Genomic DNA, 6000 nt, shown 5'->3' with positions numbered 1-6000 from the left:
GAGAGTTGGCTTCTACAGAGCCTAGCTCAGATTTTCAGCGGTATTTGTGAAACACCACACTAGGCTCTGTACGAAAAGAGATGTCGCAAACACCGCATGGAACAAGCCAGAGAGACCATAGCGGCATAGCTTTTCGCGAGTTTGTCGAAGCGTGTCACGATGCGGCGGTTCTCTTTCAGCCAACCAAACATGCGCTCGATGATATTACGCTGTCGATACTTGGGCCGATCAAACAGCCTGGGCAAGCCTGGCTTGGTTTGCGCTTCATCGAGCGTTGCGGGATGACGGGTTGCATTCGATATTGGTCGCAGTAGCGGCGTAGCGCTTCGGCGTCGTAGCCCTTGTCGGCAAGCAGCCATTTACAGCGCTTGCGCGGGCGGCCACGTTGGCTCGACGGAATGCTGACCTCGTCCAGCAATGGTTGGGCATATCTGATATCACTGGCTTGACCGCCAGAGAGGAGGAAGCGCAACGGTATCCCGTTGGCGTCGCAGAGCATGTGGATTTTGGTCGTCAGGCCACCGCGACTGCGGCCTAGAGCGTGATCGGCAGGTTCGTCAGGCCCCCTTTTTCCGAGCGCCAGATGAGGCTCGGGTTGCGCGTACTGCGGTTGAGTCGATCATCCAGGTTTGCAAATCGATCAAGCCTTTTTCATTCAACCTCAGGTGCAAGCGTTTGAGCATCTGATCGAACGCCCCCTGATTTCGCCAGCCCCGAAACCGTTGATACACCGTTGACCACGGGCCAAAGCGCTCCGGCATATCTCGCCACGCAGCACCGGAGCAGAGCACCCAGAGCACACCATCAAGCATCAGTCGGTCGTTCAAGCGAGGCCGCCCCCGACCGTGGGTTTCGATGAACAGATCGGAGACCACATCCCAAGCCTCGTCCGAGAGTTCGTAACGCTTTGCCATCACAGAATTCCTTTCCGTTGATGGCGGGTGACTCTACAAAATCTCAGCGTTCAAGGGGCGTCAATTGGGTTTCTCGGGATTTCGTACAGAGCCTAGAGTATACCCCGCTCTCAGTACAGCGGATCAACATTCGTTAATCGTTGTCGTTGGACTCATTTCCAAATATGCCGATGGAGATTTTGGGGACTTTCATTTTTACGCCACCAACACCGGGAATATCAATATTAACCTCTTGGTTTTCCGTTTGCGAGGTGGGAGCTTTCCCCCCGACATTAACCGGTATGGTCTTACCACCAATAGCCCCCGGAGGAAGAGGTGTAGGTGATGTTGGAATGGTACCTAACCCTCCCGTTGTTGCAGCTTTCTTACTTTTTTGGCTTTGAGAAAGCTCATTGGAATACCCTTTAAGATATCTCTCAACATCCTGGCGTCGTGCCTCACGGGACGTACAAGCACTACTGCCCTTGCTTACTCCATTTCCAAACTTCACTTTCAGTTCATCATAGAGCTGCATGAGCCGATCAGTTTCTGCTTGTGACATCGTGGCGGCTGTCATCGAAAAAATTTTGGGACGCCATATATCCGGGTCACCACATTTTTCTAGAACGCCAGTATTGGACGCCAAGAGCTTTAGGCGTTGCTCTGGCATAGCCAAAGCCTCAGCACTTCCAATCAGCATGACGACAAGAAGAATAGCTTTGTGTGTAAAGTAAGCCATATAACACCTCTTTCGCCCTCTGTCAGCGCTTCAAAGCTATTTACAACGCTTAAGATGAGCGTAGATCAGCCTGTCGGAATTCCTATAATTTAGCTTTTTATCTCCCAGGTAAGATTCAACAAACTTATTCGCCACGCAATCACACGTCGCACCATTATTTGAGCCTGCAGCATAGTAATTCGTGTGTTCCACACATTTCTTCTTGGCGTATTGTTCTAATCCAGCATTATTAGGGCACACCCGTTTAATCAGAGTTAGTCGATCATAAAGCAGGCCGGAGTTTCCGTCGCCATCAAGTTCAGCCTGTGCGCTCAAATACTCCTTAGCAAAACAGCCACAGTCTACAAATTCGGAGAACTTAACGGAATCTTTGCAATCTGCAATTATGGCAGCTTCATCTCTCGTCTCCTTGGTCAGCCCGGAGGTCGAAACACATAATGCGACGATAGTACAGAGAGCAGTGATGACTCGCATACCAGTCCCGCCAAATCAATATAATTACTAGTGACTGGATTGATTTAAACGTCTCAGGCTGTTTGTGCCAATCAAGAATAACTATCCATCCCGCTGGAATCGTCAAAAAACCAACAGCATATGCGGTAAGAGAATTTATCTTGAATAAGTTATTTCGTTGAGCACTTGAGCGACGTACCAATTTCCTGATGTTTCGACCAGTCTCGAACAAATTGCGCCGAGGTATTGACGCAAGCGCAGTATCTGAACAATAGGGTCTACTGGCCCTTGGAGGTGCATTGGATAGCAAAAAGCCCGCACGGATGGCGGGCTTTTTGCGACGGGTGCTGATCCTTCAGCTCGCCTGAGCGTAGAACATGGATGGCTGATTGCCAAGCATGAAAAACGGCCAGGGAAACTCCGAACAAGTCAGCACCGGCTACCCGGCCTGTGCTGACTTGATCGGAAAAACCCTGGTGATTTAAAGTCAGTCTAGTGGCGGTATGAACTTAGCCAAGCGGTCCGGCGAGTGGGCTGCTGCTTCCTCCAGCAATAAAGCGCATAGCGAAATCTTCTATCTCAGAGCTTTGAAATTGGTCATGACTCGCTCTTGACTATTTATAGTATGGACTTTGAACCGAAGCGGGTGCTCTTGTATCTATAACCGTTCATTCTCGCCGCAGGTCCCAAGCAATGCATCATGCATCGATATTCGCACATGCCGATGACGGCTTGTGGGTCGAACTGACCATTCCCTACGAGAAGTGCCGACATTAGGCGCTTTGCCTTAGCCATGCTGAAGAAGGAGGGAGGCAGATGGACATGGAGAAGATGATCACTGCGGTACAAAAGGCATTGCTCATCGACGTGGATGGGCGCGCCGGCCCACAGACCTGGGGGGCGATTTATGAACGTATCGTTGGCCCACTCAGGATAGAGGTCGAGGAGGGTGACGACTCAGCCGTCGACTCGCGCAGCGAGGGCGTGATCAACACATTGCTGCCGGAAGTTCGTCCCTACGCTCGCGAGTTGCTATTTAAAGCTGCGGCTGCGGGCATTCGCATCAAGATCATCAGTGGCCTGCGCACCTACGAGGAACAGAACCGTTTGTATGCCAAAGGAAGAACGATTCCCAACACGTCGATCGTCACCAACGCCCAAGGCGGCGAGTCCAACCACAATTTTGGCATCGCTTTCGACATTGGCGTGTTCGAGGGCAGCAAGTACCTGGACGACTCGCCGAAGTACAAGGCTGTTGGTGTGCTGGGTAAGGAGCTGGGTCTGGAGTGGGGAGGTAATTGGAAAAGCATCGTCGATCAACCACATTTCCAGCTGCGCCCGACCTGGGCCAATGGCATGAGCGAAAGGAGCATGTTGGCGGAGCTTCGCAGGCGCAAAGCGGCAGGCCACGCCGTCTACGTCTGAGGCGCAGGTAAAAGGACGCGTACCAGTTACTTACCCGGTACCAAGTTCGCTCAGGTGTACACCACGAACCTTGGTCGATAGGAGGCTGACATGAACTTCCAAGGCAAAGGCAGTCCTTTGAGCGACGAAGGCATGAACGAGGTGTGCGACACGCTGGGCGTATCCGAGTCGGAAATATGGGCGGTGCTAACAGTCGAGACACGCGGCTTTGGCTTTCTTGCAGACCGGCGCCCACAGATCCTTTTCGAACGGCATGTTTTCCATCGGCTGACCCAAGGTGTGCATGACGGTAATGCCGATATCAGCAAATCCAAGGCCGGTGGTTACATCGGTGGTGCCGGCGAGTATGGAAGGCTGGAAAAGGCCATGCAATTGGACAAGACCGCTGCGCTGCAAAGTGCGTCCTGGGGGATTGGCCAGGTCATGGGTTTCAATTTCAAGGTGGCCGGCTTCACCTCGACCGATAAGCTGGTGGCAGCCATGGTCAAGAACGAGAACTCGCAGCTACAGGCCATGGCGAATTTCATCAAGGGTAACAATCTGGCCGGAGCTCTGCAGCGTAACAATTGGGTGTCCTTTGCTCGCACTTACAACGGCGAGGAATTCAAGCGCAATGAGTACGACACGCGCCTGGCCGCTGCTCATGCCAAGTTCAAGGTGACATTGCCCGACCTTAGTCTGCGTACCGCCCAGGCCGCGCTTCAATACCTTGGCATGGACCCTGGCCCGATCGATGGCATCCGTGGCCGCCGCACCTTTTCGGCGCTGATCCGTTTCCAGGAAACGGAAGGCCTTGCCGAAACCGGCCTCTTGGACCAAGACACCCTGGAGCGGTTGATGGCGAAGGCCTTTGCTTAGAAGGAGGGCGAAGTTTGCTACCTGAAATTCCTTGCCATCCCCGCAGCTTTTCGCAAAAAATATAGAGAAGCATTCTCATGTGCAGGCCGCCATGTCCGCTCTCGATTCGACCCCTCTTCATCAGCTGTACCAGGCGCACAGCGGCTGGCTGAAAATCTGGTTGCGCACGCGGCTGGGCAATGCCGCTGATGCTGCAGACCTCGCTCAGGATACCTTCCTGCGGGTGCTGGCAGCGCGCAATGTCGAGGCGATTCGTGAGCCGCGGACCTACCTTAGCTCCATCGCTCGAGCGCTGATGATCGACCGCTTTCGCCGCCAGGCGGTGGAGCAGGCCTATCTGGATGTGCTGGCGCTGCGCCCCGAGCCGATGGATATTTCGCCGGAAACCCGCCTGCTGATCATTGAAACCCTCACCGAAGTGGACGCTATGCTCGACAACCTCGGCGAACGTACCCGTATGATCTTCCTTGCCGTGCAATTGGAAGGCCTGAGTTACGTAGCGGCGGGTGAGCGCTTTGGCGTGTCGGTGACCACCGTGAAAAAACACATGATTCGTGCCATCACCAACTGCCTGTTGTTGGCTCAAGGTTGATGCTGTGCTAGATCGAGACGTTCTTGAAGCAGCGGCCACCTGGTATGTGCAACTCAGCGCAGCGCCTGGTGACCAGCACGAACGGGTGGCCTGGCAGGCTTGGTTGGCGAAGGATGCCCGGCATGCCGAGGCATGGCGACAAGTGGAAAAGCTGCAGCGCCAGTTCGCGGTACTTTCACCAGAGGTGGCCTTGCCTGCATTGGCGGGTGTTCGCGCCCGGCGCCGGGCGGTTTCGAAGGTGCTCGCCGTACTTCTTGCCGCAGGGGGGGCGGGTGTCGGTTTTTATGCGGTGGAGCCCTTGCATTCGCGTATGGCACAGCATCGCACCGGCAAGGGCGAGCGCCGCGATGTACAGTTGAGTGACGGCACCCGCATGTTGGTCAACACCGACAGTGCAATAGATGTGCACTTCAACCACAGCCTGAGGGAAATCTGCCTCTATCGGGGTGAAGTGTTGTTAGAGACCGCCAAAGACTCTTCGCGACGCCCGTTGGTAGTCCACACCCCTGAAGGCAGCGTGCGCGCCCTCGGTACTCGCTTCAGTGTATACAGCCACGGTGGTCGCAGTGACGTGCGGGTGTTCGAGCATGCAGTGGAGTTGCGCCCGGCGCAGGCGCTTAGCGCCATGCTGCGCCTGGAGGCCGGGCAGCAATCGGGCTTCGATCAATCTCGTTTCGACCCAGTCAGCACGCTGCCCCCGGCCAGCGATTCCTGGACCCAAGGCATGCTTATGGCGCTGGACTGGCGTTTGGGGGAAGTGGTGCGTGAAATCAGTCGCTACCGCCCTGGTTATCTGACCTGTAGCGATGCGGTCTCCGGTTTGCGGGTGACGGGATCGTTCCGCCTGGATGACATCGATACCGTGCTGGAAAACCTCGCAGACGCCTTGCCAATCCGCGTGCGTTATCTGACCCGTTACTGGGTGCGTATCGACGGCGTGTGAAAAATTTCGTTCCAGGGGTTACCGATTTCCATTCTCATACGGCCAAGCAGTGAAGCGGCGATCACTGCCGCGCTTTTGCCACGCCAATCGAAGGAAA

Annotated in this window: 6 protein-coding genes and 1 pseudogene; 4 read left to right on the top strand and 3 right to left on the bottom strand. The window is 54.7% G+C overall.

Features of this window, described 5'->3' with window-relative positions; genetic code table 11:
* Window positions 1-59 precede the first annotated feature (59 nt).
* The 3 genes and pseudogenes from TZ03_RS28570 to TZ03_RS29980 form a co-directional block, all read right to left on the bottom strand.
* Window positions 60-914: pseudogene (locus TZ03_RS28570) on the bottom strand (IS5 family transposase).
* Between the two features lie 133 nt (window positions 915-1047).
* Complete coding sequence (locus TZ03_RS29985) at window positions 1048-1632, bottom strand: hypothetical protein (protein WP_152645405.1); 585 nt, start codon at window positions 1630-1632, stop codon at window positions 1048-1050.
* A 36-nt stretch (window positions 1633-1668) separates the two neighbouring features.
* Window positions 1669-2106 (bottom strand): hypothetical protein, encoded by a 438-nt coding sequence (locus TZ03_RS29980; protein WP_152645404.1) that lies wholly within the window; start codon window positions 2104-2106, stop codon window positions 1669-1671.
* Between the two features lie 795 nt (window positions 2107-2901).
* Here TZ03_RS29980 and TZ03_RS08855 point away from each other — a divergent pair.
* The 4 genes from TZ03_RS08855 to TZ03_RS08840 all read left to right on the top strand — a co-directional run bounded on the left by TZ03_RS08855 (window position 2902) and on the right by TZ03_RS08840 (window position 5903).
* Window positions 2902-3510, top strand: a complete 609-nt coding sequence (locus tag TZ03_RS08855; protein WP_051097096.1) for a M15 family metallopeptidase — start codon at window positions 2902-2904, stop codon at window positions 3508-3510.
* 90 nt (window positions 3511-3600) lie between these two features.
* The gene (locus TZ03_RS08850) at window positions 3601-4368 is read left to right on the top strand and encodes an N-acetylmuramidase domain-containing protein (protein WP_051097095.1); all 768 of its coding nucleotides are present in this window, start codon (window positions 3601-3603) and stop codon (window positions 4366-4368) included.
* A 91-nt stretch (window positions 4369-4459) separates the two neighbouring features.
* Window positions 4460-4960: a sigma-70 family RNA polymerase sigma factor gene (locus TZ03_RS08845; protein WP_051097120.1), complete on the top strand. Its 501-nt coding sequence runs from the start codon at window positions 4460-4462 to the stop codon at window positions 4958-4960.
* A 4-nt stretch (window positions 4961-4964) separates the two neighbouring features.
* Complete coding sequence (locus TZ03_RS08840; protein ID WP_051097094.1) at window positions 4965-5903, top strand: FecR domain-containing protein; 939 nt, start codon at window positions 4965-4967, stop codon at window positions 5901-5903.
* Window positions 5904-6000 lie beyond the last annotated feature (97 nt).

The organism is Pseudomonas sp. 10-1B (assembly GCF_000935045.1).
In the GTDB taxonomy this organism is placed as follows: Bacteria; Pseudomonadota; Gammaproteobacteria; order Pseudomonadales; family Pseudomonadaceae; genus Aquipseudomonas.
This window is presented reverse-complemented; position numbering and strand designations above follow the sequence as displayed.

What these genes read in the sequence shown, in the direction of transcription:
- TZ03_RS29985 (WP_152645405.1), bottom strand. Translation starts at nt 1,632, where the DNA reads ATGGCTTACTTTACACACAAAGCTATTCTTCTTGTCGTCATGCTGATT.
- TZ03_RS08850 (WP_051097095.1), top strand. Translation starts at nt 3,601, where the DNA reads ATGAACTTCCAAGGCAAAGGCAGTCCTTTGAGCGACGAAGGCATGAAC.
- TZ03_RS08845 (WP_051097120.1), top strand. Translation starts at nt 4,460, where the DNA reads ATGTCCGCTCTCGATTCGACCCCTCTTCATCAGCTGTACCAGGCGCAC.
- TZ03_RS29980 (WP_152645404.1), bottom strand. Translation starts at nt 2,106, where the DNA reads ATGCGAGTCATCACTGCTCTCTGTACTATCGTCGCATTATGTGTTTCG.
- TZ03_RS08855 (WP_051097096.1), top strand. Translation starts at nt 2,902, where the DNA reads ATGGACATGGAGAAGATGATCACTGCGGTACAAAAGGCATTGCTCATC.